The sequence below is a fragment of the Actinoplanes sp. NPDC051470 genome (genome assembly GCF_040682035.1).
Taxonomy (GTDB): Bacteria; Actinomycetota; Actinomycetes; order Mycobacteriales; family Micromonosporaceae; genus Actinoplanes.
Genome location: NZ_JBFBAA010000009.1, coordinates 200,565 through 225,847, shown reverse-complemented (window position 1 = coordinate 225,847; position 25,283 = coordinate 200,565). Strand labels below are relative to the sequence as shown.

Sequence of the window (25,283 nt, the reverse complement as noted above, 5' to 3'; positions counted from 1 at the left end):
TGCGCCGGCCAGAGCCGCGCGGATGGCGTCCTTGCCGTCAGCCGGCGGGGAAGTAGTGTCCGTTGTCCAGATCGGCGAGCAGGCGGGGCTGAACGGGCTCCCAGCCGAGGGTCTGGCGGGTGATGAGGTTGGACGCCGGGTAGCTCTGCGTGACGACGTTCGCAAGGAAGCCGAAGTATCCCGGCAGCACCAGTTCGTCCAGGGGAACGCTCACGGCGGGCAGGCCCAGACGGCTGCCGATGGCCTCGGCGATCTCGCGGAACGGGATGCCCTCGTCGTCGACCGCGTGCCAGTATCGGCCGGCCGGCCCCTTCTCCAGCGCCAGGCGGAACAGGGAGGCGAGATCGCGAGGATGCACGGCGTTCCACAGGTTCGCGCCGTCTCCGGGGTAGCCGATGAAGCCCTTTTCCTTCGCGAGCGCGATCAGGATGGGCAGGAAGCCGGCACGATCGGTCGGGTCGTGCGCGATGTTGGCGATCCGCACGACCGAAGAACGCACTCCCCGCTCGGCGAGGCCGATCACGGTGGTTTCCACGACGTTACGAGCCCGCAGGGTGCCCTTGTGCTCATCGTCACTGGGAAGGGCAGGGTCCTCCTCGGTGGCCGTCCGGCCCAGGAGCCCCTGCCCCGGCGAGCCGATGCTCCCCGCCACGACCAACGGCTTTCCGGTTCCCGCGAGCGCCTCGCCATAGGCGAGCATGATCGGGACCTCCGCCGTGGCCACGGCGTGGACTCCGCCGGAGAAAAGCAGGTCTTGACGGTGCGCGACGTGGACCACGCCGTCGGAGTCCGCGGCCGCTTCCTTGAGCCCGTCGAGATCCTTGAGGTCGCCGCGACGCACCTTCGCGCCGAGCGCGGACAGCGCCGCCGCAGCCGTGTCCGACCGGGCCAGGCCGGTCACCTCGTGCCCGGCGGCGATGAGCTCGGGGACGATGTACGAACCGGAATGGCCGGTCCCACCGGTGACGAAAACGCGCATTCTGCTGTTCCTTACCATTGAGGTGGCGTGGGACGTGGTGGTGCGGGTGTGCTCAGCGGAAATTGTTGACGCCGAGGGCGAAATTGAAGTCCCCTACGCCGTGACTGGCCAGGTTCACCATCAGCAGACCTGTCCCTTCCAGCCAATGCGCCATTTCCAGTCCGCCAGCATCCAGCGGGCGCAACGCGAGGCTTTCGATGAATGCCGATACGCCGGCCTTGGCCCGCGCGTCGTCGCCAGCGATGAGCACGTCCAGCGAGCCGCCCTGGGCCAGGATGTGGCCGAAGACGGTGTTGAACGCCTTGACGACGTGCGCGGTGGCCGGGGCCGCCTTGGCGATCTCCTGAGCGGCGGACGTGCCGTCCGAGGTGGTCAGCCCGCTGGCGTCAGCTTTCATGGGGTTGGTGATGTCGATGATGACCTTGCCGGCCAGCGCGTCCCCGTACTGGGCGACGACCGGCACGGCGCTGGGGTTCGGCACGGCCAGGATGACGATGTCGCCGGTGGGGGCGGCGCCGAATGTCCCGGCCGTGGCGCCGCCGCCGAGCGCGGCGGCCAGATCTTCGGCCTTGGCCGCGTCGCGACCGATGACCTCGACGGCATTGCCACCCTCGACCGCGCGGGCGGCGATGGCGCGGCCCATACCGCCCAGGCCGATAATGCTGATGCTGCTCATGGAGTGCCTGCTTTCTGGAATCGAATCTGAATGAGAACGCCACGCCCCGCCCGTTGTGGTAAACGGTTGCGTCGGCGATGCCATCGAATGCGTCGAGTCCGATGTCGAGTTCTGTCGCGAATTCGCTCCGGCCCATCAGGTACCCATGAAGCATGTATCGGCCTCAACAGGTTGTCCAAGACCTGTTTCAGCGATTGCGATACCCTCGAGGCATCGCCGTACCAGGGGGCTCCATGGATCTGGACCTGCGCAAGTTGCGCTACTTCGTCGCCGTCGCCGACCGGCTGCATTTCGGCCGCGCCGCCGATGACCTGCACATCGCACAGCCGGTGCTGAGCCGGCAGATCCGCGCGTTGGAACACGATCTCGGCACCGAGCTGCTGATCAGGGACAGCCATGGCGTGGCACTCACCGATGCCGGAAGGCAGTTGCTGACCGACGCCGGGCCGACGCTGGCCTCCGCACACGCGGTCCGCGGCCGGGTGACCGCGGCCGCGCGCGGCAACCGGCGGCTCATGGTCGGCTTCCGGGCCGGCATCGCGGTGTCCGCGGCGGTACGGGATTTCGCCATCCGGCAACCGAACGTCATCGTCGACGTGCAGCGGATCGAATCCGACGAGCAGGCCGTGATGCTGCTCGACGGCCGCATCGACGTCGCCTACGTGCGGCTGCCCATCGACGAGACCGGCCTGACCGTCACCCCGCTGTACGCCGAGCCGCGGGTGGCGGTGCTGCCGGCCGGTCACCGATTTGCCGGCAAGGAACAGATCACCGAGGCCGACCTGACCGGTGAACCGCTGCTCTGGCATCCCGACATCAGCACCCAGCCCACCAAGCGCCCGCATCCCAACGCCGGATACCTGGTCCGCGGGGTGGACGAGACGCTCGAACATGTCGCGGCCGGCCGCGGCATCTCCTTCCTGGCCCGCTCGACAGCCGTGTTCTACTCACATCCGGAAGTCAGGTATGTGCCCGTCACTGATCTGGCGGCTGACCAGGTGTGCCTCGCGGTGCCGGCCTCGCGCACCTCACCGGTGGTCAACGACTTCCTCGCCGCGGCTCAGGCGACGGCCGAGATCACCGCGGAATGCGGCAACGATGAAATGTGGCACCTCGCGAACGGTGCCGCCGCACGCCACAGTTGAGCACGTTCTACCGACACAGCAGCCAACCGAGGGCGCCGCGGCAGGGCGAAGGCATTCGAAGCCCGCGGGGTCACCCGGACTGAGCGGTGGTGACCAGGCCGTCGATGACCTGGACCGGGATCCGGGCCAGCGGCGCCGGAGGCGGGCCCCCGGTGACCCGGCCCTCCTGGTCGTAGGTGCCGCCGTGGCACGGGCAGCGGAAGCCGTCGCCGGTGTGCTCGACCGGGCAGCCTTGGTGACTGCAGGCGGCGCTGAACGCGAGGAAGGTGTCCTCCGCCGGGTGCAGCAGGTAGGCGGGGGTTCCGCCGGGCGCGGTGAACTTCAGCGCCGCGCCGACCGCGAGGCCCGCGGCCGGAACGATCGCGGTTCCTGCTTTCTGGCCGCGGCCGGCCAGCGCGATGGCGGTGCCGGTGGCCGCGAGCACGGTCGCCGCGGAGCCGCCGAGGAGCAGCACCCGCCGGCCGGTGTCGGTGTCCGGCGAGCGGAAGCGCCGGCGCAGGAACTCCTGGAGGGACAGCACGCCGCCGTCCCCGGCGATCGTCAGCGGCGTCCAGGCGAACGCCACGAAGATGTCGGCGCCCAGGTAGTACGGCTCGGCGGTCCAGCTGACGGTCAGGAAGAAGCTGAGTGCCAGCACCAGCCCGCCGGTGGCCGCCGCCCGGGTGAACAGCCCGGCCAGCACGGCCACCCCGACCAGCGCCTCGCCGAGGGCGATGGCCAGCCCGGTGAGCGTCGCGTGCTCGGCGCTCAGGGTCACCAGGAAACCGATCGGCGAGGTGTCGGCCACGGCCAGCATCTGCTGCCGGACACCGGCCGGCGAGGACGGGTCCAAGTAGGCCGGGTCGAGGAGCTTCGAGATGCCGGCGTACGCGAAGGTGAAGCCGAGGAACATCCGCAGCGGCAGCAGGACCCGGCCCGGCGACCGGCTCATGATCCGGTCGACGTGGTCAGGATGCCGAGGCACATCTCGTCGGCGGTTCCCTCACCCCAGATCACGTATCGGGGCGGCAGGGTCTTCAGTTGCGGCAACTGCTTGCGGAGGCCGGCGTCGTGCGTACACGTGGTCCGAACGGTGTCGCCGGCCTTGACCTTGACCGGCTCGGGGAGCACCTGCAGCGCCTGGTTGTCGAAGTCGAAGGCCGGGACGTCGAGCAGCACCCTGGCGTCGGGCTGGCCCGGGTTGAGTTCGACCTTGACCGACTTGCCGAGCAGGTGCATGTGCCCGCGGGCGGCGTACACGGTCATCGGTCCCGGGATCGGGGTGTCGCAGGTCTGTGTGTTGCCGGGCTTGGGCTTGGCGTAGCCGCACATCTTGAGCAGGTTGTCCTCCATCGCGCCGGACACCGCGCCGAAGCGTTTCGTGACGTCGGCGGCCGCGGCGCTCCGGTCGCACAGCGGACCTGACTCGTCCGGCGCACAGGGCAGCTCGATGGGCACCAACAAGGGCGAGGTGTCGAGGATCGTGGTCCGCGGCGTGCCGTCGGTGAGACGCAGCCGCACGGTGGACTGGTCGCTGCCGGCCGGCTTGCCGCCGGTGCCGAGCAGACTGTAGTGCGTCTCCATCACGATCAGGCTGCCCGCCTTCAGCGGAAAGCCGAGGTCACCGTCGAGCGGGGTCTCCTGCACGCCGGGCGTCCAGGTGTCCACCCAGGTCGCGTCGCCGACCCCGAACGAGCTGAAACAGGTCCAGCCCTCCTCCGGCGTCTTGGCGTCGATCGCCCGGACCTCGGCCGCGTGCTCGGGCGCGATCACGTTGGTGATGGCGTGGTGGGCGATCGGGACGTTCTGCGGGGTGAACTGGACGCCGGTCAGGAACACCGGCTTGGTGATCTGGGGGTCGAGGATCACGCAGCGGTACTCGTCGAGCCCGCCGGCCGGTGGCGCCGGGGTGACCGGCTTCGCGTACTCGATCTCCTGGAAGCGTTCACCGGTGCGCAAAGGCAACGCCGGCGCCGGCGCGGACGAGCTGTGGACGTGGGCCGGGGCGGCGGGCTCGTCGGCGGCACAGGCCGTGATCAGGGGCAGGGTCATGGCCACGAGGGCGGCGCCGGTCAGCAATGGTCTCATGGGCTATGACCCTCGCCCGGCCGCCGATTGGTCGGCAATCCGCCAGGAGAAGGCAAGACCATCTACTACCGACAGACCAATGCGGTACGCGCGGGCTACTACCGGCGGACGATGCCGGATGCGGCGAGGCCTGCCTACCATCACCGTCATGGCCCTGGCTTGGCTGAAGCGGCACCCGGTCGTCGAGGACGCGCTCCTCGCGCTGGCGCTCCTCCTCGCGGGGATCGGCATGCTCGTGGTCGACGATCCGGTCCGCCCGCGCGTCGGGCCCTGGGACGTCCAGGTGTTCCTACTGGCGCTGGCCGCGGTGGTACTGCGCCGCCGCTTCCCCATCCTCGCGCTGGCCTGGGCGGTCGCGCTGGCGCTCGGCCTGACCGTCCTGCAGCGCTCGGAGGACCCGGTGGTCACCGGCGTGATCGCCCTGCTGGTCTACACCTGCACGACCAGCGTCGGCCGCCGCGCCGCCTGGGTCCTCGCCGGGGTCGTCGCCGCCGTCCTGCTCACGAGCCAGCTGGCCTGGACCCATGCGGGCGGCGACGCTCTCGGCTCGATCGCGTGGGTAGGGGTGGGCGCGGCGATCGGCGACGCCACCCGCAGCCGCCGTGCCTACATCGCCGAGGTGGAGGAACGCGCCCGCGTGGCCGAGCAGTCGCGCGAGGAGGAGGCCCGGCTGCGGGTCGCCCACGAACGGGTACGCATCGCACGCGAGCTGCACGACGTCGTCGCCCACCACATCGCCGCGATCAAGGTGCAGGCCAGCGGCGCGCGGAACATCTTGACGCACCGGCCCGAGCAGGTGGCCCCGGCGCTGGAGAACATCAGCCGGCTGTCCGACACCGTGCTGAGGGAGATGACATCGGTGATCGGGCTGCTGCGGCAGACGGCCGGGCGTGACAGCCTGGTCGTCGAGCCGACGCCGGGACTGGCCCGGCTGGCCGGGTTGCTGGACGACTTCGGCGCGACCGGGCTGCGGGTCGATCATCACCAGACGGGTACGCCGCGCGAGCTGCCGGTGCTGGCCGACCTGGCGGCGTACCGGATCATCCAGGAGGGACTGACCAACGCGCGGAAGCACGGCGACGGGGCGGCCCGGCTGACCGTCGCCTACCACGGCGGCGGCGTCACGGTGGACATCGCCAACACGATCGGCGGGCAGGGCGCGGCCGGCGGTTCCGGCTTCGGCATCCTCGGGATGAGCGAACGCGTCGCCGCCAACGGTGGCGTCTTCCGCGCCGGCCCGTCCCGCGACGGGGGCTTCGCCGTGCATGCCGAGCTCTCGGCGCCGCCCGGATGATCCGGCTGGTGCTCGCCGACGACCAGGCCCTGATCCGGGCCGGGTTCCGGATGTTCGTCGACCCCGAACCCGACATCGAGGTGGTCGGCGAGGCCGGCACCGGGCGTGAGGCGATCGACCTGGCCCGGGCGGAGCGGGCGGACGTCGTACTCATGGATCTGCGCATGCCCGAGATGGACGGCCTGGAAGCGACCCGCCGGATCGCCCAGGACGCGGCCCTGGCCGACGTCCACGTGCTGGTCCTGACCACCTTCGAGGACGACGGCAACGTGCTGCTGGCGCTGCGCGCGGGCGCCAGCGGCTTCCTCGGCAAGCACGTCGAGCCCGCCGAACTGGTCACCGCGATCCGGGTCGTGGCCGGCGGTGACGCGTTGCTCTCACCGGCCGCGACCAAGGGCCTGATCAGGCACTTCCTGGACCAGCCGGCGGCGATCGCGCTGCCCGCGGCGCCCGAGCTGGGCGGGCTGACCAACCGCGAGCGGGAGGTTCTGGCCCTGGTGTCGCAGGGCCTGTCGAACGAGCAGATCGCCGAGCGGCTCTTCCTGTCGCCGCTGACCGTCAAGTCGCACCTCGCTCGCACGATGTCCAAGCTCGGCGCCCGCGACCGCGCTCAGCTCGTCGTCATCGCCTATCAGACCGGCCTGATGCGCGCCTGACGTGCATGGGCGCGACCGGTTTCATCGAAGGATGGCGATCTCTGGTGATCGATGTTAGCTTCATCACTGTGAAACGTTTCACGCTTTCGGTCATTCTGGTGGCCGCCTGCCTGACTGTCGTGCCCGCGGCGAGCACGGCCACGGCCATGGCCGGCGTAACGATCGAGAACACCCGGCCGGACGGCGGCCAGGTGAGTCGCTTCGATGTCGACGGCAATGCCCTCGATGCCCACGACGGGTCGTTGCTACAGGTCGGCGACACCTTCTACCAGTACGGCACGAGCTACGCGTGCGGATACCGCTACCAGCAGAACAGCCAGTTCTGCGGCTTCAAGGCGTACAGCTCGCCCGACCTCGTGCACTGGACCGATCGCGGCTACATCGTCGCACCCGGCGCCTGCGGCTACTGCTTCCGCCCGCATGTCGTCCACAACGCCGTGACCGGCCGGTACGTCCTGTGGGCCGATGCCGGCGGCCGGTACATGGTCGCCACGAACACCGCGCCGACCGGCATCTTCACCGCCGCGCCGGACCCGGTGCTGGCGGTCGGCGGAGCAGTGGACGAGTCGTTGTTCGTCGACGCCGACGGCACCGGGTACGTCATCCACAACACCACCCAGGTGGCCGCCGGGCTGACCGCCGACATGGTGGTGGAACGGCTCACCCCGGACTACCTGCGCACGACCGGCCAGTACGTGCGTCTCGGACTCGGCGACGTCGAGGCGTTCGCCGTGTTCAAGCGAAACGGCGTCTACCACGCGCTGATGTCCGACCCGTCCTGCGCATACTGCTCCGGCTCCACCGGCGAGATGACCGCCACCTCGATGCTGGGCCCATGGTCGGGCGCCTGGTACGACCCCGCCGGGGTGCACCAGAGCGGGCGGGCGGAACCCCGGTGGCGTGCCCGGATCGTCAATGCCGACAACTGCGGAGGGCAGCCCCTGGCAACCCTCCCGGTCACCGCCGCCGACGGGACCACGGGCTACTACTTCGTCTCCGACCGATGGAACAACCGCGCACCCAACGAATCCCTGGCCAACTTCTTCGTCGGCCCGATGAGTTTCGACAGCACGGGAGCGCTCCGGGACATCGTGTGCACGCCGTCGTTCTCCTTGTCGCTGCCCGGTGCCGCAGGGGCCTACGCCGCGTCTCCCGATCTCGACCAACGCAGTGGCTTCGCGGGTTTCCGGCACTACTGCGACGTCGCCGACCGGATCGCCCGCCAGCAGAGCTTCGTCGCGTCGCGCACCGGCACGCTCAGCGTCGCGTCGATCACCACCTTCCAGAGCGGCGGCCCGAACGCGCCCGCCACCCTCGAGGTCCTCGACGCCCAGGACGGCAAGCTGCTGAGCCGGACCGACTTCCCCGCGGCGAGCGTGCCGTGGTCCCCCGCGGCACTGACCGTACATCCCGGGGTCGCCGTCAGCGCCGGGCACGCCTACCTGCTGCGGCTGCGCTCCGCCACCACCACCGGCTGCTACGGCTGGGAGTACAACGACTCCGGCCCCTATGCGACCGGGGCCGAGTCCTACTCCACCGACAACGGCGCGTCGTTCACCAGCGAACCGGGCCGGGACCTGAAGTTCACCACCGACGTCTCCGCCACACCGGCCTTCACCGCCGAAGGAGTTCCGCCCGGCTTCAGCCGCTGCGCCGGCGAGGCCGAGCGGTGCACCTTCACGGGCACCAGAATCGCCGCCTACGGCGTCGGCCCGGCCGCCGGGTCCTACCGCTTCCGGGTCGCCACCGGCGGGATCGACTGTGGCATCGTCGCCTTCGGCGGCGACCCGGCGGTCGGTGTCCTCAAGTCCTGTTTCGTCGCGCCGGCGGGCGGCCCGGCCGGATATCAGAGTTGCTCCGGCGAGGGCGGCAGCTGCACGGTCGCCGGTCCCACGCTGATCGCCTACGGAGCAGCCGGCGCCTACGCCTACCGGCTCGTCGGCAACGGACAGGTGGCCTGCGCCAACGACGCCTTCGGCCGGGACCCCCTGCCGAACGTCCTCAAGAGCTGCTATCTGCCCCCTGCGGGCGGCCCGCCGGGCTGGACCACCTGCGCGGTGGAGAACGGTGTCTGCGCACCCGGGACAGCCCGAGCCGTCCTCTACGGAGCACGCGGCGCCTTCTACACCCGCTGGCAGACCGGCCCGGTGAACTGCACCTCCGCCGAGTTCGGCGGCGACCCGATCCCCGGGGTGGTCAAGGCCTGCTATCTGGGTTGAGGCGCCGGAGATGATCGTGCCGCCGTGCCCCGATGTCGTCGCTCACAACAGCTTGTCCTGGGTGAACGGGACGTCGCGCAGACGCCGTCCGGTGGCGTGGAAGATGGCGTTGCCGATGGCCACGGCCACACCGGTGATCGGTGTCTCGCCGAAACCCTTGGCGCCCAGCCCGGCACTGCCCGGGTCGGGCTCGTCGACGAACAGCGCGTCGATCCTCGGCGGCGCGTCCGCGTTGACCGGAACCAGATAGGTCGACAGGTTCGGGTTGACGATGCGGCCGCTGGCCTGGTCGACCAGCGTGTGTTCCATCAGCGCGTAGCCGATGCCCCAGGTGACGCCGCCGATGACCTGGCTGCGAAGGGTGCGCCGGTTGAGGACCCGGCCGACGTCGTAGGCGCCGACGACCCGGGTGACGCGCACGTTGCCGTACCGCCGGTGCACCCGCGCCTCGACGAAGACGGCCCCGTAGGTGTGACCCGGCGTGTTCTCCACCGTGGCGATCACCTCCACCGGTTTGCCGTGACGGCGCAGCACATCGCGGTAGGTGTCCGAGCGCGACGGGTCGGCCGAGTCGGCGAGCCGGCCGTCGGATGTGGTGACGCGATCCGCGGGCACGCCGTGCAGCGGCGACCGCCGGTCGGCGACCGTGATCTTGATGACCGCGGCGCGCACGTCCCGGGCGGCCTTGTCGACCGACGGGATGACGCTGGGCATCGTGGACGAGATCGAGGAGCTGCCCGCCGGCGGCAGGATGGTGTCGCCCAGCACGGTGGTGACCCGCGCCAGCGGCAGGTCCATGGCGTCGGCGGCCACCTGCGAGATGACGGTGTAGGTGCCGGTGCCGATGTCCTGGCTGGCCACCGCGACGCGGGCGGCCCCGTCGACGCCCAGGGTGACACCGGCGCTGGCCGGGAAGTTGCCGTAGGTGTGTGTCTCGGTGGCCATGCCCCAGCCGACGTACTCGTCGCCGTCGCGGGTGACGCCCGGCCGCCGCTCGCGCCGCCGCCAGCCGAACTTCTCGGCGCCCATCCGGTAGCAGTCGTCGAGGTGCTTACCGGTGAACCGGTCGCCGGTGTTCTGGTCGGTCCGGGCGTAGTTGCGCAAGCGCAGGTCGAGCGGGTCGAGGCCGATCTGGTAGCTCAGCTCGTCGAGAGAGGTCTCCAGGGCGAACTGCGCCGACATGTCGGGCGAGCGCATCCACGCGCCGGTCGGCATGTCCAGCCGGACGCCGAGCTGGCGCACGTGCACGTTCGGGCAGGCGTACAGCGTGTGGGTGGCGATGCTGGAATTGAACATGTTCTCGTCGGTCGCGGTGAGCTGGGCGATGGTGTCGTGCACGATCGCGGTCAGCCGTCCGTCGCGGCCGGCGCCGAGCCGGATGCGCTGCTGGAACTCGGTGCGGTGGCCGGTGCCGGTGAACATCTGCGCTCGCGTGAGAACCGTCTTGACCGGACGGCCGGCCAGCCGCGCGGCGGCCGCGGTGATCAGCGTGTGTGGCCAGACGACACCCTTGGTGCCGAATCCGCCGCCCAGATAGGGCGCGATCACGCGGACGTTCCCCGCCGCCAGGCCGAACGCGCCGGCCAGAGTGTCCCGGAACGTGACGACGGCCTGCGAGCTCTCGAACAGCGTCAGGCGGTCGTCGCCGTCCCACACCGCCGTGGTGGCGTGCGGCTCGATCGGATTGTGGTGATGCGTCGGCGCGGTGTAGCTGCGGTCGAGACGCACCGGCGCGGAGGCCAGCGCGGCCGCCGCGTCCCCGCGGGTGACCTCGTTCGGCTCGCCGAACATCGGTGGCGGCAGGTAGGCGTCGTCGCGCGCGGCGGTTACCGACAGGACGTGCGGCTCGGTGCGGTACGTGGCGCGTACCCGGTCGGCCGCCTCGCGGGCCTGTTCGAAGGTCGCCGCGACGACCATGGCGATCGGCTGGCCGTTGTGATGGATGGTCGTGTCCTGCATCGGGACGAAGCCTTTGAGATAGAACCCCTCGGAGACGTCGAAGCGGGGCATGTCCGCGTGTGTATAGACCGCCACGACGCCCGGCATCGCCTTCGCCTCGGCAGTGTCCAGGTCGGTCAGCTCGCCACGGGTGATGGTGCCCAGCACCAGGAACCCGAACAGGGTTCCGGTGATCTGATGGTCGGCCGCATAGGTGGCGGCGCCGGTGACCTTCGCCCGGCCGTCGACGCGGGCGACATCGCGCCCGACCAGCTTGCTCATCGGATGCCTCCGTGCTCGCTGAGTACGCCGGTCAGGGCGCGCTGCACCAGTTCTACCTTGAACGCGTTGTCGTGCCGCGGAACGGCGTCGCGCACCAGCGCGCGGCCGGCGTCGGCGATGCTGTCCGCGGTGAGCGGACGGCCGCGCAGGGCGTCCTCGGCCGCGCGCGAGCGCCACGGCTTGGTCCCGATGCCGCCGAAGGCCAGCCGGACGTCCTCCACCCGGCGGCGCCGGACCCGCAGCGCGGTGGCCACCGAGACGACCGCGAACTCGAATGTCGCGCGGTCGCGCAGTTTCAGGTACCGCGAGTGCTCGGCCAGCGGGCTGCTCGGCACGTCGACGCGTACGATCAGCTCGCCCGGGCGCAGCACGTTCTCCACGTCCGGGGTGTCGCCCGGCAGCAGGTGGAAGTCGGCGATCGGCACCGCGCGCGGGCCGCCGGGACCGGCCAGCTGGACGACCGCATCGAGGGCCACCAGGGCGACGGCGAGGTCGGACGGATGGGTGGCGATGCAGTGGCCGCTGCCGCCGACGATCGCGTGGATGCGGTTCTGCCCCTCGATCGCGGGGCATCCGCTGCCGGGATCGCGCTTGTTGCACGCTGAACCCGGGTCACGGAAGTAGCCGCAGCGGGTGCGCTGCAAGAGGTTCCCGCCGATGGACGCCATGTTCCGTACCTGCGGTGAGGCCGAGGCGAGCAGTGCCTGGGACAGCACCGGACAGCCTCGGCGCACCCGGGGATCCGCGGCCACCTGACTCATCCGGGCGAGCGCGCCGATCCGCAGTCCACCGTTGTCGGCGGTCACACCGGCGAGGCCGAGGTGGTTGATGTCGACCAGATGACCGTGCTGCTCGGCGCCGTCGCGCATGAGGTTGAGCAGGTCGGTGCCGCCGGCGAGGTAGGTCGTGCCGGGCTGCGCCGCCAGGGCGATCGCGGCGGCCTCGCTGGTCGCCGCGGTGTATCCGAAGGCCCTCATGGCCGCATCTCCTGATTCGAGTGACGGACCGCCGCGACGATGTTCTGATAGGCGGCGCATCGGCAGATGTTGCCGCTCATCCACTCGCGGATCTCGTCGTCGGAACCGGCGTGGCCCTCGTGGACGCAGGCGATCGCGGACATGATCTGGCCGGGCGTGCAGCCACCGCACTGGAATGCGTCGTGCCGGATGAACGCCTCCTGCACGGGGTGCAGCTGGTCGTCGCGGGCCAGCCCCTCCACCGTGGTGATCTCGGCGCCCTGGCGCATCACGGCGAGCGTCAGGCACGACTTGACCCGTTCGCCGTCGACCAGCACGGTGCACGCACCGCACTCGCCGCGGTCACAGCCCTTCTTGGCGCCGGTCAGGCCCAGCCGCTCGCGCAACGCGTCGAGCAGCGTGACCCGCGGCTCGACGGCAACCCGGTGCTGGGCGCCGTTGACCGACAACGTGATGTCCGCGGTCTCCCCGGCCGGTACCGACGTGGCCGGCGCGGCGTCGGCGGCGGCGTCGTGAGAGGTGGTCGCGCCGATCACCGGCGCCGCGGCGCCGGCCGCGGTGGCCACTTTGAGCACGGTGCGCCGACGAACTGACAGCTCGGCGCGGTCGTCGGTGCTCATCGCCGGCCCTCCAGCCGGTCGCGCACCGCCGTCAGGGCGGCGGCCATCGCGCCCGGTGGGCGGTCGAAGGCGGTAGCCGGCGCCGGCGCTGCTCCGGTCCGCACCGAGATGGCGTGCGGGTAGGCGAACTCCCGCAGCCCCTCGTCGCCGTGTTTGCGGCCGAAGCCGCTGTCGCCCCGGCCGCCGAACGGCAGCGCCGGGATCTGCGAGAACGCCAGCGCGTCGTTGACGCTCGTCATGCCGACCCGCAGTCGCCGGGCGAGGGCGACTCCGTGGTCGCGGCTGAAGACCGCGCTGCCCAGCCCGTACGGGCCGTCGTTGATCCGCTCGACCGCCTCGTCGACGTCACGCACCCGCACGACGGTCAGCACCGGGCCGAAGGTCTCCTCGGTCGCGGCCAGCGCGTCCGGCGGGACGTCGACGAGGATCGTCGGCTGCACATAGCGGCTGTCGCCGGTGATCGACCCGCCCACCGCCGCGGTGGCGCCGCGGGCGAGCGCATCCCGGATGTGCTCCTGGATCACCGGAATCTGGCCGGGCAGCGGCACCGGCCCGATCGGGTCGCCGACGCCGCTGCCGGCGTGCACCCGCGCGGCCAGCGCGCTGATCTTCTGGACCAGGGCGTCGTGCACCTCGTCCACCACATACGCCACCTCCAGGCTGATGCAGCCCAGACCGGTGTTCTGCAGGGCGCCCCAGGTGATGCGGGCGGCCGCCAGGTCGAGGTCGGCGTCGGCGGCCACCACGACACCGTCGTTGCCGCCCAGCTCCAGCAGCATCGGCGTCAGCGTGGAGGCGCAGGCCGCGGCCACCGCCCGGCCGGAGGCCACGCTGCCGGTGAACGCGACCTTGTCGAGGCCCGCCGCGATCAGCGCCTGCCCGGTGGCGGCGTAGCCGTTCAGGGTCTGCAGGGCGCCCGGCACGTCCGGCACCGCCCGTTCCCATGAGCGGGCCAGCCACTCGGCCACGCCCGGCGTGATCTGGCTGGGCTTGAGGATCACCGCGTTGCCGGCGGCCAGCGCGTGGATGACGATCGCGCCCGGCGTGCCGAGCGGGAAGTTCCACGGCCCGATCACGCCGACCACGCCGTACGGGAGGTGCTCCACCCATGCGTCCTGGTGCGACATGGTGGGCGGCACCTCGACCGGGTGTACGCCGAGCACCCGCTCCGCGTTGTCGATCACGAAGCTCAGGTGCCCGAGCGCGGCCAGCACTTCGGCGCGTCCGTCCTCCAGCGACTTCCCGTTCTCCGCGTGGATCAGGTGGGCCAGTTCCTCGCCACCGCGCGCGATGTCGAGGCGCCACGCGCTCAACCGCTCGGCCCGGCCGGCGAAGCCGAACTCCCACCACGGGCCGGTGTTGGCGCGGGCGATGTCGACCGCCTGGCGGGCCTCTGCCGCACCGGCCACCAGGTAGGAGGCGAACTCGGCGCCGGTGGTCTGGTCGATGGTGATCACTTCGGTGGCGGTGCCGCCGGGGTCGCCGTCACGGGTGACCGCCGTGCTCACGGTGTCTGTGCTCATCGTCTTCTCCGATGCTCCATCGGTGCAATGACGTCACCGTATCAGGTTCTTGATACTCATCAAGCCCCTGAGACAAAGCAAGCTCTAGATCAACGTACGGCCTGGTGTACCGTGAGCAGACGTGAGGGAAGATTCGGTCCGGCTCGCCGGCGACGACCAGATCCTCGGTCGCGTCGTCTCGGCCCTGCGGCGCGCCGATCTCGCCGTGCTGGCCGTCAAGGAACGGCCGCTGCGCAAGATCGGCAATTCCGGCTCGCTCTACGCCGTACTGGTGAACCTGCAGGTCGGTCCCGGTTCGACCGCCGCCGAGCTGGCCCGCGTCGTCGGTGTGACGCCGCAGGCGATCCAGCCCCTCGTGGCCAAGCTGGTGGAGCGCGGCTGGATCGAGCGGCGCACCCATGCCCGGCACGCCACCGTGCAGGAGCTACACCTGACCGACGCCGGCCGGCACGAGGCCGCCCGCGCGGACCACATCATGGCCGACCTCGACGACCACCTGCGCCGCGGCCTCGGCGACGACGAGTACGGACAGCTGGCCGACCTGCTCGGCAAGGTGACCACTCTCCTGCCGTCGTGGACGCCGCCGGTCGACTGACGCCGGCCCCGCGGGCCGAGCCCGCGCGATCCGGACCGGTGAGCTCGCTACTCGCTGACCGGCTCGGGCACCGAGCTCGCCGGGGTCGGTCAGAAGCGGCGGAACGCCGTGACGAAGGCATTCGTCGGGGTGCCGATACCGGTCACGTCGTCGAAGCCGGGTGTCACGCTGAGGCCCAGGTCCGAACCGATGGTGGTCAGGCACGGCTCGGTGTCGGCGTCACCGGCGCAGTACTTGACACCGGCCGTGACCGGTGGCGCCTTCGGATTCGGCCACCGAGGACTCCCCGGTCGGCGGTTCACTCACCGGAGATGGCAGGGTGACGCGCCCTCCGGGCGAAACACCCGCGAACGCGACACCGGCCGCGCCCATCAGGGCGATTGCGGCGAGGCCGACGAGCAGGCCCCGCCACAGCTTCTTCGAAGTCATACCCTCATGACGCACACCGATGGTCGGTATGTGACCTTGGCGGTGGGAGTAGACGCATCGTAATCTCGTTGAGATGATTCGCACTGTTACTGACCGTCGCGCGTCAGCGGAACGAACGCCGCGTGCGAGATCTCCTGCCGCAGCCGGCCACCCTGACCCCGCGAGCGGACCTTTCCGCCTCTCGCGCACAACTACGTCTAACATTTGTTAGGCGATGCCTGCTACGATCGCCGAACAAATGTTAGGCGATGGAGGCACCATGAGATCAAGCGAGGACTGGCCGGCCGGATTCGATCCTCGGACGGCGCCGGTGTACACGCGCAACGAGATCCGCACCTCCCTCTCGGCGGAGAAGCTCTGGCCCGCGCTGGTCACCGCGACCAACTGGCCGCAGTGGTACCCGCACGCTCGCCGGGTCAGCATCATGGGCGGTGGCGCGGTTCTCGCGGCCGACTCGCCCTTCACCTGGACGACGCTGGGCGTCCGCGTGAAGACGCAGGTCACCGAGTTCGAGCCGGCTCGTCGCCTCGCCTGGAGCGGCACCGGGCCGGGCTCCGCCGGTTATCACCGTTGGCTGCTCACCCCGACGCAGGACGGCGGCTGCCTGGTGGTCACCGAGGAAGTACAGACCGGGCTCATCCCCCGCATGAGAGCCGCGGCACTACGCCGCTCCCTGCTCGCCAACCATCAGCGCTGGCTCGAGGGCCTCGTCGACGTTTCACGCACCCCCTGAAGCGCGGAGCCGGCCCGCCGGCCGCCCCGCCCGCCGTCGTCCTCGCCCTGTCAGTGGCACGACCGTCTGACGACAAGGCCTCATCCGGCCGAGTCCGAAATACGGATCACCGTCTTGCCGCGGGCCCCGCCCCGCTGAGCGGCCGCGACGGCCTCCGGCGCCTGGTCCAGAGCAACCTCCCGTCCGATGGGGATGTCCAGGCGCCCGGCGGCGAGCCGCGCGCTGACTCGGCGCAGCCGCGCCGGCTTGTCGTCCAGCACATAGTTGACCGCAGTGATCCGCTGTTCCGCGGCGAGTTCCTCGCTGACGCCGGAGGCAATCGACACGGCGCGTCCGCCGTCGCGCAGATGGCGCACGGCGACGGCGAGGCTCTCGGCACCACCCACCAGATCGAGCACCCCGTGCACCCCTCCGGGAGCGATGGACGCGAGCTGGTCATCGACCGGTTGCGTGCCGTAGTCGACCGTGTCGGCGGCGCCTAGACGCCGGATCTGTTCGTGGGCGTCGGCGCGGGCGGTGGCGATGACGCTCAGGCCGGCCTGAGCGGCGAGCTGGGTTGCCAGGACGCCCACCCCGCCGGTAGCGCCAAGGATGAGCAGGCTCTGGCCGGCCCGGAGGTCAAGCTGTTCCAGGGCCCCGTCCGCCGTCATGCCGGCGGTCGGCAGCGCGGCGGCCAGCCGGGGGTCGACGCCGTCGGGAACCTTTTGCAGTGCGCCGAACGCAGGCTCTTCCACGATGGTCAGACGCTCCGCGTAGGTTCCGAACGCAAGAACATCGCCCCAGAACTGACCGTGAACGAGATCGCCGACGGCGAACCGCTGAACGCCCGCTCCGATGGCCTCGATCCGGCCTGTCCCGTCGAAGCCCAGGATCAGCGGAAACCGGTTCTTCGTGAACCCGGTCAAGGCCCCGGCCGCAGCGGCCCAGTCCACCGGATTGATCGATGCGAACTGCAGACCGACGAGCACCTCGCCCGGGCCCGCATGGGGTTCCGGCAGGTCGACAAGGCGTGGAGACTCACCGAAACGGTGGACTGCGACCGCTCTCACGACGTGGTTCCTTTCACTCAGCCTTCGCGTCAGAAAGTGAGGACTATTCGTCCCCGGACGCCGCCCGCCTCGACTCGACGATGCGCATCTGCGGCTTTCTCCGCGGGGAGCACGTCGGCTACGCGTGGCGTCAGCACACCCTCTTCAGCCGCCCGCCGGAGACTGTCGAGTTTTGCCGATGAGTGGTAGTCGTCATAAACCCAGGTGGCTTCGTAGCGGATGTTCCGGGTGGGTTTCCCTTTCCAGCGGCGAAGGGAGACGAATACGCCGCCGTCGCACAGCGCCGGCACGACCTTTTCGTGCAACAACGCGGTGTCGGCCACCGCGTCCACACCACCGGGAAAGGCGGCGCGGATCCGGGCCGCGAGGTCGTCGCCCCGATCAATGACGTGGTCCGGGCCCAGCGACCGGACCAGGGCAACGTCCTTGGGCGCCGCATCCGCGATCACGATCAGGCGTTGCATCTTGGCGAGCTGGACCAGATAGTTGCCGACCATCCCGGCGGCTCCGGTCACGGCGATGCTCTGGCCCGGGCGCAACGACATCAGCTCCAGGGTCTGCGCGGCCGTGAGACCGTTCATCGGCAGGGTGGACGCCTGCTCGAACGATGTATTGGCGGGTATGCGGGCGATGGAGTCGTCGGGAGCGACGAGATACTCGGCGTACGCCCCTCCATGCTCGGACATCGGTATGGCCATGGCCATGACCGCGTCCCCGATCTGCCACCTGCTGCCCGCGCCGACGGCGTCGATCACCGCTGCGGCTTCCGCGCCAGGAATGTAGGGCGGGCTCCCGTCGCCAACCCCCAGCAGGCCGGTCCGACGTGAGATGTCCGTCGGGTTGACGGCGGCGGCCCGAACGTGGATCCGGGCCTCTCCGGCGCCGGGACGAGGATCCGGAAGGTGGTGAACGCCGAGAACCTCCGGCCCTCCGAAGCGCATGAATCCTATTGCTCTCATCGGGCGATCAACTCCTTTGGCATCCTCAACCAACTGCAACGTTGGCGTTGGCTTTGGCCACGCTAGCACTGCCGCGAACCAACGACAACGTTGGTGGCGGTAGGCTTTCCGGATGAGGCGCAACGTCGAAGAGACCCGGCAACGACTTCAGAAGGCCGCGTACGCCGAGTTCGCCGAGCACGGCGTCGACGGCACCACGGTGACGAGGATCGCCAACCGGGCCGGGATCAACAAGGAGCGGCTCTACGCCTACTTCGGGGACAAGGACGCCCTCTTCGAAGACGTGCTGACCGAAGCGCTCGAGGAACTCTCCCGGGCCGTCGCTCCGGAGGGTCTGCGGTTCGAGGATCTGGGCGAGTTCGCCGGGCGTACGTTCGACTACTACCGACAACACCCCGAACTGGCCCGCTTGCTCCAGTGGGAAGGCCTGCGCAATGCTCCGCCGGTGAACGCGACGACGCGTACGACTCATTACGACCGCAAGGTCGCCGCGACGGCGCAAGCACAGCGGGACGGTGTCGTCGACGGCGGGATCGACGCCGGTCACCTCATGTTCATGGTCATCGGCCTCGCCGCCTGGTGGTTCGCCGTCCCACAGCTCGCCACCATGCTGACCGGCAGCGATTCCGACGCGCCGGGCGAACATGCACGCCGGCGAGCAGCCGTGGTCGAGGCCGCCCAGCGCCTGGCCGGTGTCAAGCCAGAGCTGTCGCCTTCATCCTGACATCCGTACCGTCAGCCGGCGCGAGGCGCTCAGATCAGACCGTGTCGAATGGCGAAGGCGACGGCGTGCGCACGATTGCGCGGTCCCAGCCGGCGCATGGCCCCTTGGACGATGGCCTTGACCGTTCGAACCGAACAGCTGAGTTCCGCGGCGATCGGCTCAGCGGTTCCAAAATCCTCCATCCGGACAGCATGAGCCGCCGCCACGGCGCCTGGGACAGCACCTCCACCTATATCGACTGTCTGCGCGTGGACGTCCTCGCCGAGGCGGGTCCGAGCGCGGCTCTGCGAGCCGGACTGGAACGCATCATTCCCTGGGGCCACGAGTTCGCCTGCCACGGCTTGGCCGACCATGTCGGATCCATCCACTACTTCGTCGGCTGCGGCCTGCACGGACTGCGCGACCTGCCCGCTGCACGAGCCGCGTACCAGCAGGCGATCGACGCCAACCGCACCGCCGGCGTCCTACAGTGGCAGCGCCGAGCCGAAGCACGCTTGGCCGCGCCATCGGCCCCGGATCCAGCTCCCGGCAACAATTGATCATCAGGGATCCGCCCGGGTTGCCCGGGCCGCCGGAGTGCCGCGATCATCGACGGATGGAATGGTCTGCCCTGATCGCTTCGCCGAAGGTCGCCGGGTTGGCGCTGAGTTGCGACGGGCGCCGACTCGTGGCGACGGTCGAGGTGCTGAACGCGGCCGGATCGAGATCCGTGCCGCAACTGTGGGAGATCCCCCTCGGCGGCGGCGCCGCCCGGCCACTGATCACCTTCGAGGAGGGGACTTCGAGGCCGGTGTTCCGGCCCGACGGCTCGCTCGTGTTCGTGTCCGCTCGGCTGGGGGTGGACGGCACCCCCGCGTTGTGGGTGGCGGAGCCGGGCGGCCGGTGTCGCCTGCTGGCCACCAAGGCCGGCGGCATCACCTCGCCGTTGGTCGCGTCGGCGACCGGCACGACTGTCGTGTTCGGTTCGCGGCTTGCCGGGTCGACGGCCGACGATGACGCCGAACGGCGTGCCACCCGGCGGGCGCTGGGGGTCAGTGCGGTGCTGCACACCGGAATGCCGGTTCGGCACCCGTTCTACGAGCTGGACATCGAGTATCCACAACTGCTGCTGCTCCCAGAAGACGATGCTCCCGCGGCTCTGCGCGATCTCGCTCCCGGCGCCGGCAACTCCCTGGTGTTCACCAACGCGCTCGCCGGTCCCCCATGCTCCATCGACGCCGCCGGGCGCGTGGTGGTCACACAGTGGAGCCGACGTACGGAAGGCGGCGGTTTCCCGTCCGGGCTGGCCTTCATCGACACCGGAACGGGCCGCCGTACCCCCTTGGCCTCAGCCGACGACGTCTCGTACATATCTCCGCGCATCTCCCCGGACGGCCGGCTTGTGGCCGTGCTGGCCCGCACGGAGGGGACGTTCGACCGGCCGGTCCGCGACAGGCTGCTGATCATCGCCGTTCCCGGTGACATCGGCGCGGAGCCGGTCGGTCTCGAGGTCGGTGACCTGTACCCGCGCGAGTGGACCTGGGCGCCCGACGCGCGCACGCTTTACGTGACCGGAGATCTGCACGGCCGTGGCGCGGTCCGCGCGTACGATCCGGCCACCGGCCGTCAACGGGCACAACTGGCCTCCGACGCGGTTTACCAGCAACTGTGCCCGTCCCCCGACGGCCGGTGGCTCTTCGCCCTGCGCCACGCGGTGGACAGCCCGCCCGCTCCGGTACGGCTGGACGCACATCAGCCCGACCAGCCGTCCAGTCCGCTCCCGCGGCCGGCGCCACAACCACCACTGCACGGGCACCTGCTCCGCGTGTCGTGTCCCCTGCCGGACGGCGAAGGATCTGTGGAGGGCTACCTGTGCCTGCCGGACGGCGCGTCCACCGATACGAAGGCGCCCGTGCTCGTCATGATCCACGGTGGGCCCCTGGCCTCGCACAACTCGTGGTCATGGCGCCTGAGCCCCTGGGCCTTCGTGGCACAGGGATGGGCCGTGCTGCTGCCCGACCCCGCGCTGTCGACGGGTTACGGCGAACAGTGGATCCACCGGGCCTGGCCACACCGAGCCGCGCGGGTGTGGGCTGACATCGAAGCCCTCCTCGACACCGTCCTCGACCGCCCAGACCTGGACCGGCGCCGGCTCGCCGGCCTCGGCGCCTCGTTCGGAGGATTCATGACGAACTGGATCGCCGGAAACACCGACAGATTCAGTGCCATCGTCACCCACGCCGGGCTCTACGCGCTCGAACAGCATCACGACACCACCGACGCCGCACACATGAAGAACAGCTGGTTCGGCACCCGCGACGACCATCCGGCCTGGTATGCCGCCAACTCGCCCGAACGCTTCGCCGGCCGCATCCGGACGCCGATGCTCGTCACCCACGGCAACGGGGACTACAACGTCCCGATCAGCGAGGCACAACGCCTATGGTGGGATCTCGTCAGCGGATGGCCAGGCGAACCGGACACCATGCCGCACCGGTTTCTCCGCTTCACCACCGAACACCACTGGATCCTCAACCCCGCCAACGCTCAGATCTTCTACGAGACGGTGTTGTCCTTCTGCGCCGAACATGTTCTGGGACAGCCCCCGTCCAGGTCGGCCCTGCTCTGAGCCGGCCGGGCCCTCCGGCGGTGCTGTCACGGTCGTCATGGCCATGAGGGGGCTCCGTCGTTGAAACGGACCACTGTTCACTTCTGGGCGTGAGCGTCACCGGCGGCGGATCGGATGAGCACGAGGCCGGTGATCAGAGCCCAGACCAGATAGCTGTAGAGGGAGATGCGCTCGGCGAGTCCGGTGGGAGTCCAGCCGTAGGTGACCGGGATGTTGAGCAGCCCGATGCCGCCGAGGACGATGCTGACCTTCGCAAGCCATCGTGGAAGCCCGAGAGCCATGCTCGACAACCCGGTGACGACGGCGAGGACGTTCCCCGCGATGATGGAAAGGAACGCTCCGATCAGGTAGAGGACCAAAGTTCCGTCGTCGAAACGCGCGGGGCCGAGCGGGAACACCGCGAACAGAACCAAGGCAATGGCCTGCGCGAGGCCGAGGGCGGCGATCGTCGGTCGCCTCCAGCCGGTGAGCCGGCGGCTGATGGCGATGCTCGCCGCGGCGACGAGCGCTCCGGAGACGATCCACGTGGCGCTCATCAGCGGCCACAACGGCGACGAGATGACAATGCCCTGGAACTCGCCGGCAAACGGGCTGCCGAGGAAATTGACGTAGTCCTCGAGATAGCTGTACGGACGTCGGTCCCACGCGGCGGCAACGCTCGCCTCTGCGATCAACTCGAGCAGGACCGCGGCTACCAGGGCAAACCCGCCCCAGCGCGCGACCGTTCGACGTGGGGTAGCCGTGACGGATGACATGGTGGTGCTCCTTAGCGGGGTCGATTCTCTTGACGAGTCAGTGCCGATGGCGTGCTCGCACCACACGAGGCGACCCGGCAGTGGCCCACCGGGCCGACATGCCGTGCCGGTGCGGGCCGACACGGCGGCGGGAAGGGACGGGTGTGCTGCGGCAAGGCCCGACGGACGACATGGGTTCGGCCACGCCGCCCTGCTGTTATCGAGCGCGAAGCCTCATGGGGTCTTCCCCGCTTCTCTCCCCGGTGACCGCCGAAGCAGCAGGCGGACAGGCTGTGTGACGTGCAGCAGGACGCCACCGAGGATGACCTGCCACAGCACGAAGGCATAGGCGGCGATGCGCTCCAGGACCCCGGGCGGCGCTACCCCGAAGGTTGCCAGCCACGTCAACGCGGCCGCGATCCCCAGCGTTCCCAGAATGACGCTGCCGGAGCCGACCACGGCGGGGACCCGCAGCCGCCGCCACTGCCGGCCGACGAGGATGGCCGTCGCGTTGCCGCCCAGGATCGCCAGGGTCGCACCGAGATAGTGCAGCCAGAGTGTGCCGTTCTCGGTGGCCTCGGGCGAGCTGTGCACAACACCGGTCAGCACAAATCCCGCGGCGGTGACACCGCCGACCCACCGCACCGCCGCCCGGGACCGGCCGCTGAGCGCCCGCCCGGCCAGCCAGACCGCGCAACCGAGCAGCAGGCCCTGAACGACGAACGCTCCATTCATCAGCCAGTGCATCGGCGAGCACACCACCCGCCCGTCGTACGGGCCGCACTGCGGATCGCCGAGGTCGCTGATGAAGTTGTTGCCGTAGCTGTAGCCCGGCGCCGGCCACGCCTGAGCGGCCACGGCCTCACCCACGATGAACACCAGCGCGCCCAGGACGAGCGCGCTCCCGGCGGCCGCGAGGGCAACCCAGACCCTGGTCTGTGCGGGTCCGTCTGCCTCGGTCGGAACTGCCTCGCCGCTGTGGTTCACGTTCCGCATCAAGGAACCAAAATGATCTTGCCCAGGGCGGTGCGGCCGGAGGACTCGGACAGTTCGATGGCCGCGGCCACCTCGGCGAGCGGATAACGGGCGGCGACCTTCGCGGCGAGCTTGCCGTCGCGCTGCAGGGTGAAAACGTGCGTCAGGTCGGTACGGATGCGGTCCTGAAACGCCGCGCGCTTGGCCGAGCCCGGCTTGCCGGCGCCGGTCCAGACGTTGTAGAAGCTCGCGTGCTTACCGGTGGGCAGGTAGTTCCAGTAGGCGAGTTTGCTGAGTAGGCCCATGAAGGTGAGCAGCACGGGAGTGGCGTCGTCAAGGTGGCTGGCGATGCTGTACGAAACCAGAGTGCCGGTGCGGTTGAGCAGCCGGTAGGAGAGGTCGACGCTCTTGCCGCCGAGGTGGTCGAACACGGCATCCACACCGTCGGGGGCCAAGTCCCGGATGCGGGCGGCCAGGTTCGGGTCGCGGTAGTCGATCGGCTCGGCCCCGAGGGCGCGCAGCGCCTCGTGGTGGCGCGGGCTGGCGGTACCGATCACGCGAACGCCCGCCAGCCGGGCAAGTTGCACGAGGATGCTTCCCACACCGCCGCTGGCGCCCAGCACGAGAATGGTCTGCCCGGCCTCGACCTTCGCACTGCCGTGCAGCATCTGGTAGGCAGTCAGCCCGTTGACGATCAGCGTCTCCGCGTCGTCGGCGCCGACCCCGTCGGGAACCTCCACCAGATCGGCCGCGGTCAGCAGGACGGCCGTGGCCCAGGCGCCGGTCTTGGTCAGAGCCGCGACACGCCGGCCGATCAGCGCCCGGTCGACACCGGAGCCGACGGACTCGACGACGCCGACGAGGTCGTAGCCGGGCACGAACGGGAACTTGGGCTGCCCCTGGTAGCGCCCTCGGCGCATCGCGCTCTCGGCGAACGACACCGCGGTCGACTCGACGCGGACCAGGGCCTGGCCGGCCGCCGGCGGTGGCAGAACGCGCCGGACCAGCCGGAGACCGGACGGCTCGACCTTGCCCGGCAGCACCACCTCGGTGGCAGTCACGGTGCCCCCCGAGGTGGTGTTCGTCTCCATCATGAGGGCTCCCGGGAAAGTTTGACGATCAAACTGTGAATGACCGTCACTATGCAATGGTGTGACACAGAGCGTCAAGTTATTGCGATCAACGTGACGTAGCGCCGAGGCCTCCGGGACGGCGCTCCGCAAGTGCCGGACGGCGGAGCCTCAGGAACCTGGATCAGCCCTGACCACAGCCCTTGTCCGGGAATCCGAGGCGGGTGCGAACCTGCCGCGTCGCGGACGAGTCAACCCGCCGTTCCGGCGGCTCGGGCTCGGTCGATCGCCACCCGCCCTCGGGCTGCCGTCTGCCGCAGTGGGTCGGTGACCTGGCTGCGCGACATCGCCGAGGGCCGCGGGCTCGGGCGGCCGGGGCCGTGTTACGTACGAATAGGCAGTGTCATGTCCCAGAAGTCCACAGGCGATGGTTTCCGCTGGTGCTGTGGCTCAGGCGCTAATAACGTTTCAAAAAGTGGTACGAATCCACCAGGGAGGTACTGAATGCAGCTGAAACGTAAAGTCATGGCCTGGAGCATGGCCGCCACGGCGGGATTGGTGACCGTGTTCGCGGCGCCGTCGGCCGCCCAGGCGGCGTTCGCGGACTGCCCGTCGGATCGCTACTGCCTGTGGGCCGACCCCGACGGTGGCGGCTACGGTATCTGGGCGACCACCGACCTGCCGGATCTGCGCGTCACGGGCCTGGACGACAGCGTCAGTTCCCTGGCGAACTTCGCCCACACGTCTCACGGGCGGGGTCTCTGCATCTACCCGGACCTCAACTACGACGGCGAGTGGACCGCCTACCTGCCCGCCGGGTTCTCGGCCAACCTCACGGACCCGGCGGTGGACGACCACCTCACCTCCGTCCGGTGGGCGCCCTCCGACAGCCCGCCGACGTGCTTCACGTCCTTCAACGTGGGCAAGGCGGGCAAGGAAGCACTACCGGAAACCCGCGTCATCGGCACGAAACTGCCGATCGGCGGCTGAGAACGGCGTCCGGCGTGGTGGAAGGTTTCCGCCACGCCGGA

25 protein-coding genes are annotated in these 25,283 nt (G+C 70.1%); 10 read left to right on the top strand and 15 right to left on the bottom strand.

Features of this window, described 5'->3' with window-relative positions; all coding sequences use genetic code 11:
- Window positions 1-37 precede the first annotated feature (37 nt).
- Together AB0M54_RS18585 and AB0M54_RS18580 are read right to left on the bottom strand one after the other, a co-directional pair.
- Window positions 38-979, bottom strand: coding sequence for an SDR family oxidoreductase (locus AB0M54_RS18585; RefSeq protein ID WP_364324739.1), 942 nt, complete (start codon window positions 977-979; stop codon window positions 38-40).
- A gap of 52 nt (window positions 980-1,031) precedes the next feature.
- Window positions 1,032-1,655 (bottom strand): NAD(P)-binding domain-containing protein, encoded by a 624-nt coding sequence (locus AB0M54_RS18580; protein WP_364324736.1) that lies wholly within the window; start codon window positions 1,653-1,655, stop codon window positions 1,032-1,034.
- A 233-nt stretch (window positions 1,656-1,888) separates the two neighbouring features.
- On the opposite strand from AB0M54_RS18580, the gene AB0M54_RS18575 reads away from it, so the two are divergent.
- Window positions 1,889-2,800 carry a LysR substrate-binding domain-containing protein gene (locus AB0M54_RS18575; RefSeq protein ID WP_364472631.1) on the top strand — a complete coding sequence of 304 codons (912 nt, stop codon included), beginning with the start codon at window positions 1,889-1,891 and terminating at the stop codon, window positions 2,798-2,800.
- Between the two features lie 70 nt (window positions 2,801-2,870).
- Here the strand turns inward: AB0M54_RS18575 and AB0M54_RS18570 are convergent, their stop codons facing one another.
- Window positions 2,871-3,731, bottom strand: a complete 861-nt coding sequence (locus AB0M54_RS18570; RefSeq protein ID WP_364472629.1) for a TQO small subunit DoxD — start codon at window positions 3,729-3,731, stop codon at window positions 2,871-2,873.
- Window positions 3,728-4,867: a monooxygenase gene (locus AB0M54_RS18565; RefSeq protein WP_364324728.1), complete on the bottom strand. Its 1,140-nt coding sequence runs from the start codon at window positions 4,865-4,867 to the stop codon at window positions 3,728-3,730. The genes AB0M54_RS18570 and AB0M54_RS18565 overlap by 4 nt, the downstream gene beginning before the upstream one ends.
- Before the next feature lie 148 nt (window positions 4,868-5,015).
- On the opposite strand from AB0M54_RS18565, the gene AB0M54_RS18560 reads away from it, so the two are divergent.
- The 3 genes from AB0M54_RS18560 (at window position 5,016) to AB0M54_RS18550 (ending at window position 9,036) form a co-directional block, all read left to right on the top strand.
- Window positions 5,016-6,161 carry a histidine kinase gene (locus AB0M54_RS18560; RefSeq protein WP_364324725.1) on the top strand — a complete coding sequence of 382 codons (1,146 nt, stop codon included), beginning with the start codon at window positions 5,016-5,018 and terminating at the stop codon, window positions 6,159-6,161.
- The gene (locus AB0M54_RS18555; RefSeq protein ID WP_364472627.1) at window positions 6,158-6,817 is read left to right on the top strand and encodes a response regulator transcription factor; all 660 of its coding nucleotides are present in this window, start codon (window positions 6,158-6,160) and stop codon (window positions 6,815-6,817) included. The genes AB0M54_RS18560 and AB0M54_RS18555 overlap by 4 nt, the downstream gene beginning before the upstream one ends.
- 68 nt (window positions 6,818-6,885) lie before the next feature.
- Window positions 6,886-9,036, top strand: a complete 2,151-nt coding sequence (locus AB0M54_RS18550; RefSeq protein WP_364472625.1) for a family 43 glycosylhydrolase — start codon at window positions 6,886-6,888, stop codon at window positions 9,034-9,036.
- A 42-nt stretch (window positions 9,037-9,078) separates the two neighbouring features.
- Here AB0M54_RS18550 and AB0M54_RS18545 read toward each other — a convergent pair whose 3' ends face one another.
- From AB0M54_RS18545 to AB0M54_RS18530, 4 genes are all read right to left on the bottom strand, one after another.
- The gene (locus AB0M54_RS18545; protein WP_364472623.1) at window positions 9,079-11,256 is read right to left on the bottom strand and encodes a xanthine dehydrogenase family protein molybdopterin-binding subunit; all 2,178 of its coding nucleotides are present in this window, start codon (window positions 11,254-11,256) and stop codon (window positions 9,079-9,081) included.
- Entirely contained in the window at window positions 11,253-12,233 is a 981-nt protein-coding gene (locus tag AB0M54_RS18540; protein WP_364472621.1) for a xanthine dehydrogenase family protein subunit M, read from the bottom strand. The genes AB0M54_RS18545 and AB0M54_RS18540 overlap by 4 nt, the downstream gene beginning before the upstream one ends.
- Window positions 12,230-12,688: a (2Fe-2S)-binding protein gene (locus AB0M54_RS18535; protein ID WP_364472709.1), complete on the bottom strand. Its 459-nt coding sequence runs from the start codon at window positions 12,686-12,688 to the stop codon at window positions 12,230-12,232. Before AB0M54_RS18535 ends, AB0M54_RS18540 begins: the two co-directional genes overlap by 4 nt.
- Window positions 12,689-12,849: 161 nt before the next feature.
- Window positions 12,850-14,376: an aldehyde dehydrogenase family protein gene (locus AB0M54_RS18530; RefSeq protein ID WP_364324710.1), complete on the bottom strand. Its 1,527-nt coding sequence runs from the start codon at window positions 14,374-14,376 to the stop codon at window positions 12,850-12,852.
- 121 nt (window positions 14,377-14,497) lie between these two features.
- Here AB0M54_RS18530 and AB0M54_RS18525 point away from each other — a divergent pair, with 121 nt between their 5' ends.
- The gene (locus tag AB0M54_RS18525; RefSeq protein WP_364324707.1) at window positions 14,498-14,971 is read left to right on the top strand and encodes a MarR family winged helix-turn-helix transcriptional regulator; all 474 of its coding nucleotides are present in this window, start codon (window positions 14,498-14,500) and stop codon (window positions 14,969-14,971) included.
- An 89-nt stretch (window positions 14,972-15,060) separates the two neighbouring features.
- Here the strand turns inward: AB0M54_RS18525 and AB0M54_RS18520 are convergent, their stop codons facing one another.
- Window positions 15,061-15,273, bottom strand: a complete 213-nt coding sequence (locus AB0M54_RS18520; protein WP_364324704.1) for a hypothetical protein — start codon at window positions 15,271-15,273, stop codon at window positions 15,061-15,063.
- A gap of 386 nt (window positions 15,274-15,659) precedes the next feature.
- Here AB0M54_RS18520 and AB0M54_RS18515 point away from each other — a divergent pair, with 386 nt between their 5' ends.
- Window positions 15,660-16,133 (top strand): SRPBCC domain-containing protein, encoded by a 474-nt coding sequence (locus AB0M54_RS18515; protein WP_364324701.1) that lies wholly within the window; start codon window positions 15,660-15,662, stop codon window positions 16,131-16,133.
- Between the two features lie 80 nt (window positions 16,134-16,213).
- Here the strand turns inward: AB0M54_RS18515 and AB0M54_RS18510 are convergent, their stop codons facing one another.
- The gene (locus AB0M54_RS18510; RefSeq protein ID WP_364472619.1) at window positions 16,214-17,182 is read right to left on the bottom strand and encodes an NADP-dependent oxidoreductase; all 969 of its coding nucleotides are present in this window, start codon (window positions 17,180-17,182) and stop codon (window positions 16,214-16,216) included.
- 29 nt (window positions 17,183-17,211) lie between these two features.
- A complete protein-coding gene (locus tag AB0M54_RS18505; protein WP_364472617.1) occupies window positions 17,212-18,123 on the bottom strand; it encodes an NADP-dependent oxidoreductase in 912 nt (303 codons plus the stop codon).
- A 130-nt stretch (window positions 18,124-18,253) separates the two neighbouring features.
- Here AB0M54_RS18505 and AB0M54_RS18500 point away from each other — a divergent pair, with 130 nt between their 5' ends.
- A complete protein-coding gene (locus AB0M54_RS18500) occupies window positions 18,254-18,865 on the top strand; it encodes a TetR family transcriptional regulator (RefSeq protein ID WP_364472615.1) in 612 nt (203 codons plus the stop codon).
- A gap of 29 nt (window positions 18,866-18,894) precedes the next feature.
- On the opposite strand, the gene AB0M54_RS18495 is transcribed toward AB0M54_RS18500, so the two are convergent.
- Window positions 18,895-19,047 carry a LuxR C-terminal-related transcriptional regulator gene (locus AB0M54_RS18495; RefSeq protein ID WP_364472613.1) on the bottom strand — a complete coding sequence of 51 codons (153 nt, stop codon included), beginning with the start codon at window positions 19,045-19,047 and terminating at the stop codon, window positions 18,895-18,897.
- A 9-nt stretch (window positions 19,048-19,056) separates the two neighbouring features.
- On the opposite strand from AB0M54_RS18495, the gene AB0M54_RS18490 reads away from it, so the two are divergent.
- Window positions 19,057-19,404 carry a hypothetical protein gene (locus AB0M54_RS18490; protein WP_364472611.1) on the top strand — a complete coding sequence of 116 codons (348 nt, stop codon included), beginning with the start codon at window positions 19,057-19,059 and terminating at the stop codon, window positions 19,402-19,404.
- Between the two features lie 56 nt (window positions 19,405-19,460).
- Entirely contained in the window at window positions 19,461-21,473 is a 2,013-nt protein-coding gene (locus AB0M54_RS18485) for a prolyl oligopeptidase family serine peptidase (protein ID WP_364472609.1), read from the top strand.
- A 77-nt stretch (window positions 21,474-21,550) separates the two neighbouring features.
- On the opposite strand, the gene AB0M54_RS18480 is transcribed toward AB0M54_RS18485, so the two are convergent.
- The 3 genes from AB0M54_RS18480 to AB0M54_RS18470 all read right to left on the bottom strand — a co-directional run bounded on the left by AB0M54_RS18480 (window position 21,551) and on the right by AB0M54_RS18470 (window position 24,276).
- On the bottom strand, window positions 21,551-22,228 hold the full coding sequence (locus tag AB0M54_RS18480) for a DUF998 domain-containing protein (protein WP_364324683.1): 678 nt from the start codon (window positions 22,226-22,228) through the stop codon (window positions 21,551-21,553).
- A gap of 213 nt (window positions 22,229-22,441) precedes the next feature.
- Window positions 22,442-23,203: a DUF998 domain-containing protein gene (locus tag AB0M54_RS18475; protein ID WP_364472607.1), complete on the bottom strand. Its 762-nt coding sequence runs from the start codon at window positions 23,201-23,203 to the stop codon at window positions 22,442-22,444.
- Window positions 23,203-24,276, bottom strand: a complete 1,074-nt coding sequence (locus tag AB0M54_RS18470; RefSeq protein WP_364324677.1) for a medium chain dehydrogenase/reductase family protein — start codon at window positions 24,274-24,276, stop codon at window positions 23,203-23,205. Before AB0M54_RS18470 ends, AB0M54_RS18475 begins: the two co-directional genes overlap by 1 nt.
- Window positions 24,277-24,756: 480 nt before the next feature.
- On the opposite strand from AB0M54_RS18470, the gene AB0M54_RS18465 reads away from it, so the two are divergent.
- Window positions 24,757-25,242: a peptidase inhibitor family I36 protein gene (locus tag AB0M54_RS18465; protein ID WP_364472605.1), complete on the top strand. Its 486-nt coding sequence runs from the start codon at window positions 24,757-24,759 to the stop codon at window positions 25,240-25,242.
- Window positions 25,243-25,283: the final 41 nt, after the last annotated feature.

What these genes read in the sequence shown, in the direction of transcription:
- AB0M54_RS18485 (WP_364472609.1), top strand. Translation starts at nt 19,461, where the DNA reads ATGGAATGGTCTGCCCTGATCGCTTCGCCGAAGGTCGCCGGGTTGGCG.
- AB0M54_RS18585 (WP_364324739.1), bottom strand. Translation starts at nt 979, where the DNA reads ATGCGCGTTTTCGTCACCGGTGGGACCGGCCATTCCGGTTCGTACATC.
- AB0M54_RS18465 (WP_364472605.1), top strand. Translation starts at nt 24,757, where the DNA reads ATGCAGCTGAAACGTAAAGTCATGGCCTGGAGCATGGCCGCCACGGCG.
- AB0M54_RS18545 (WP_364472623.1), bottom strand. Translation starts at nt 11,256, where the DNA reads ATGAGCAAGCTGGTCGGGCGCGATGTCGCCCGCGTCGACGGCCGGGCG.
- AB0M54_RS18475 (WP_364472607.1), bottom strand. Translation starts at nt 23,203, where the DNA reads ATGCGGAACGTGAACCACAGCGGCGAGGCAGTTCCGACCGAGGCAGAC.
- AB0M54_RS18490 (WP_364472611.1), top strand. Translation starts at nt 19,057, where the DNA reads ATGAGCCGCCGCCACGGCGCCTGGGACAGCACCTCCACCTATATCGAC.
- AB0M54_RS18470 (WP_364324677.1), bottom strand. Translation starts at nt 24,276, where the DNA reads ATGATGGAGACGAACACCACCTCGGGGGGCACCGTGACTGCCACCGAG.
- AB0M54_RS18495 (WP_364472613.1), bottom strand. Translation starts at nt 19,047, where the DNA reads ATGGAGGATTTTGGAACCGCTGAGCCGATCGCCGCGGAACTCAGCTGT.
- AB0M54_RS18505 (WP_364472617.1), bottom strand. Translation starts at nt 18,123, where the DNA reads ATGCGCTTCGGAGGGCCGGAGGTTCTCGGCGTTCACCACCTTCCGGAT.
- AB0M54_RS18480 (WP_364324683.1), bottom strand. Translation starts at nt 22,228, where the DNA reads ATGTCATCCGTCACGGCTACCCCACGTCGAACGGTCGCGCGCTGGGGC.
- AB0M54_RS18565 (WP_364324728.1), bottom strand. Translation starts at nt 4,867, where the DNA reads ATGAGACCATTGCTGACCGGCGCCGCCCTCGTGGCCATGACCCTGCCC.
- AB0M54_RS18500 (WP_364472615.1), top strand. Translation starts at nt 18,254, where the DNA reads ATGAGGCGCAACGTCGAAGAGACCCGGCAACGACTTCAGAAGGCCGCG.
- AB0M54_RS18560 (WP_364324725.1), top strand. Translation starts at nt 5,016, where the DNA reads ATGGCCCTGGCTTGGCTGAAGCGGCACCCGGTCGTCGAGGACGCGCTC.
- AB0M54_RS18515 (WP_364324701.1), top strand. Translation starts at nt 15,660, where the DNA reads ATGAGATCAAGCGAGGACTGGCCGGCCGGATTCGATCCTCGGACGGCG.
- AB0M54_RS18580 (WP_364324736.1), bottom strand. Translation starts at nt 1,655, where the DNA reads ATGAGCAGCATCAGCATTATCGGCCTGGGCGGTATGGGCCGCGCCATC.
- AB0M54_RS18570 (WP_364472629.1), bottom strand. Translation starts at nt 3,731, where the DNA reads ATGAGCCGGTCGCCGGGCCGGGTCCTGCTGCCGCTGCGGATGTTCCTC.
- AB0M54_RS18530 (WP_364324710.1), bottom strand. Translation starts at nt 14,376, where the DNA reads ATGAGCACAGACACCGTGAGCACGGCGGTCACCCGTGACGGCGACCCC.
- AB0M54_RS18555 (WP_364472627.1), top strand. Translation starts at nt 6,158, where the DNA reads ATGATCCGGCTGGTGCTCGCCGACGACCAGGCCCTGATCCGGGCCGGG.
- AB0M54_RS18540 (WP_364472621.1), bottom strand. Translation starts at nt 12,233, where the DNA reads ATGAGGGCCTTCGGATACACCGCGGCGACCAGCGAGGCCGCCGCGATC.
- AB0M54_RS18575 (WP_364472631.1), top strand. Translation starts at nt 1,889, where the DNA reads ATGGATCTGGACCTGCGCAAGTTGCGCTACTTCGTCGCCGTCGCCGAC.